The 2793-nt window shown below is 68.2% G+C and carries 2 protein-coding genes; one reads left to right on the forward strand and one right to left on the reverse strand.

Annotation, left to right across the window (positions count from 1 at the left end):
- Window positions 1–653 (forward strand): S1C family serine protease (locus VJ693_RS12210; protein WP_324154471.1); only part of this gene is annotated, 653 nt, incomplete at its 5' end.
- Window positions 654–934: 281 nt separating this feature from the next.
- Here the strand turns inward: VJ693_RS12210 and VJ693_RS12215 are convergent.
- Entirely contained in the window at window positions 935–2620 is a 1686-nt protein-coding gene (locus VJ693_RS12215; RefSeq protein ID WP_324154472.1) for an electron transfer flavoprotein-ubiquinone oxidoreductase, read from the reverse strand.
- Window positions 2621–2793 lie beyond the last annotated feature (173 nt).

Raw genomic sequence — 2793 nt, forward strand, 5'->3', positions numbered from 1 at the left:
TGGGCAGCAGCCGCGACCTGCAGGTGGGCCAGCGCGTTTTCGCGATCGGCAACCCCTTCGGGCTGGACCAGACGCTGACCACCGGCATCGTCTCGGCGCTCGGCCGCGAGATCGAGTCGGTCACGCGGCGGCGCATCCGCAACGTGATCCAGACCGACGCGGCGATCAACCCCGGCAACTCGGGTGGCCCATTGCTCGATTCGGCGGGCCGCCTGATCGGCGTCAACACGATGATCTACAGCCCCTCGGGCGGCAGCTCGGGCATCGGCTTCGCGATTCCGGTCGACGAGGTCAACCGCATCGTGCCGCGGCTGATCCGGGATGGCCGCTTCGTCCGGCCGACGCTGGGCGTCAGCGGCGCGTCGGTCACGCTGAGCCGTGCGCTGGACCTGCCATCGGGCGTGGCGCTGGTGGGCGTGAGCAGCGGCGGCGCGGCGCAGCGCGCCGGGCTGCAGCCCTTCAGGCGCGGCAGCGATGGACGCATCGTGCAGGGTGACGTGATCACCGCCGTCAACGACGAGCCGGTGGCCGATTTCGACGACCTGTTGACCGCGCTCGAGCGCTACCGCCCGGGCGACCGCGTCACGCTCTCGGTCTGGCGCGCCGGTCACGCCCGCAAGCAGGCGGTGACGCTCGACGAATCAAGCGACTGAAACCCGTCAGCGGTCGGCCTGCCGAGCGCTGGTGGCCGGGGTGAGAAGCACCATCTGCCATTCGCCATCGACTTCGTCTCGGGATCCCAGTAGAAGCTGGTTTCCCACGCGTGGCCGCTGTGGCCGCCGCCGGACCAGAAGCCCACCACCTGCCCGGCGTTGTTCAGATGTCGGCCAGCAGGTGTTTCCGCTGGCGAGGGCTCGGGCCGGCGGCCGTGCTCGCGATCGGCTCGAGGGAATCTCGATGCGTCGCGCGCAATCTAGGCGGAAGCCGCCTAGATTCACATCCCCGCGTAGTTCGGCCCGCCGCCGCCCTCGGGCGTGACCCAGACGATGTTTTGCCGCGGATCCTTGATGTCGCAGGTCTTGCAGTGCACGCAGTTCTGCGCGTTGATCTGCAGGCGGTCCGAGCCGTCCTCGTTCTTGACGAATTCATAGACGCCGGCCGGGCAGTAGCGGCTTTCGGGGCCGGCGTAGGTGGCGAGGTTGACCTGCACCGGGACGCTGTCGTTCTTGAGCGTCAGGTGCGCCGGCTGGTTCTCTTCGTGGTTGGTGTTGCTGACGAACACCGACGAGAGCTTGTCGAAGCTGATCTTGCCGTCGGCCTTGGGGTAGGCGATGGGCTGGCACTCGGCCGCGGGCTTCAGGCACTCGTGGTCGCGCCTGGTCGCGTGCAGCGTCCACGGCGGGCTCTGTACGCCGAGCTTGGGCAGCAGCCACTGTTCGATGCCGGTCATCAGCTTGCCGACCGTCTGGCCCTTCTTGAACCAGAGCTTGAAGTTGCGCTGCTGGTCGAGCTCTTCCTTCAGCCAGCTCTGCTCGAACGCCACCGGGTAGGCGGCCAGCAGGTCGTGCGAGCGCTCGTTGGCCAGCGCTTCGGCGATGGCGTCGGCGCACATCATGCCGCTCTTGATCGCCGCGTGGCTGCCCTTGATGCGCGCGGCGTTCAGGTAGCCGGCGTCGCAGCCGACCAGCGCGCCGCCCGGGAACACCGTCGTCGGCAGCGCCTGCGGCGTGCCGTTGTTGATCGCGCGGGCGCCGTAGCCGATGCGCTTGCCGCCTTCGATGTGGGCGCGGATCGCGGGGTGCGTCTTCCAGCGCTGCATCTCGTCGAAGGGGCTCATGTAGGGGTTCTGGTAGTCCAGCCCGATCACGAAGCCGAGCGTGACCTTGTTGCCCTCGAGGTGATAGAGGAAGCCGCCGCCGAAGGTGTCGTCGGTCATCGGCCAGCCGGCGGTGTGCACCACCAGGCCGGGCTTGGCCTTCTCGGCCGGGATTTCCCACAGCTCCTTGATGCCGATCGCGAAGCTCTGCGGGTCCTTGCCCTGGTCGAGCTGGTACTTGGCGATCAGCTGCTTGCCGAGGTGGCCGCGCGCGCCCTCGGCGAACACGGTGTACTTGGCGCACAGTTCCATGCCGAGCTGGAAGCCCTCGTGCGGCTGGCCGTCCTTGCCGATGCCGAGGTCGCCGGTGGCCACACCGCGCACGCGGCCCTGCTCGTCGTACAGCACCTCGGCGGCGGCGAAGCCGGGGAAGATCTCGACACCGAGGCTCTCCGCCTGCTGGGCCATCCACTTCACCACGTAGCCCAGCGCCACGACGTAGCAGCCTTCGTTGTGGAAGTTGCGCGGCACCAGCCAGTCGGGTGTGCGGGTCGAGCCCGTCTCGCTGAGGAACAGGATGTCGTCGCCGGTGACCGGCTGATTGAGCGGCGCGCCGAGCTCCTTCCAGTTCGGCAGCAGCTCATTCATCGCGCGTGGGTCCATCACTGCGCCCGAGAGGATGTGCGCGCCGGGCTCGGAGCCCTTCTCGAGCACCACGACCGAGATCTCCTTGCCCTCCTGCGCAGCGAGCTGCTTCAGGTGGATCGCGGTCGACAGGCCGGCGGGGCCGCCGCCCACCACCACCACGTCGTATTCCATCGCCTCGCGCGGCCCGAACTGGGCCAGGATTTCTTCTTGGGTCATGGGGTCTCGTCGATAATGGTCCGCAAACACCGCGCGTCTCCTGCGCCGCGGCGGGGCTTCGATTCTATTCGGCGCGCCCGGCGCTCGCGCGCAGTGCCTTTTCGCATCCTGCACAGAGAGGAATCGCAGTGGCTTACAGCATCGACTTGTCCGGCCGTGTCGCCTTCGTTACC

Origin of the sequence: Ideonella sp., from assembly GCF_035254525.1 — a bacterium.
Taxonomy (GTDB): Bacteria; Pseudomonadota; Gammaproteobacteria; order Burkholderiales; family Burkholderiaceae_C; genus Ideonella.

What these genes read in the sequence shown, in the direction of transcription:
- VJ693_RS12215 (WP_324154472.1), bottom strand. Translation starts at nt 2,620, where the DNA reads ATGACCCAAGAAGAAATCCTGGCCCAGTTCGGGCCGCGCGAGGCGATG.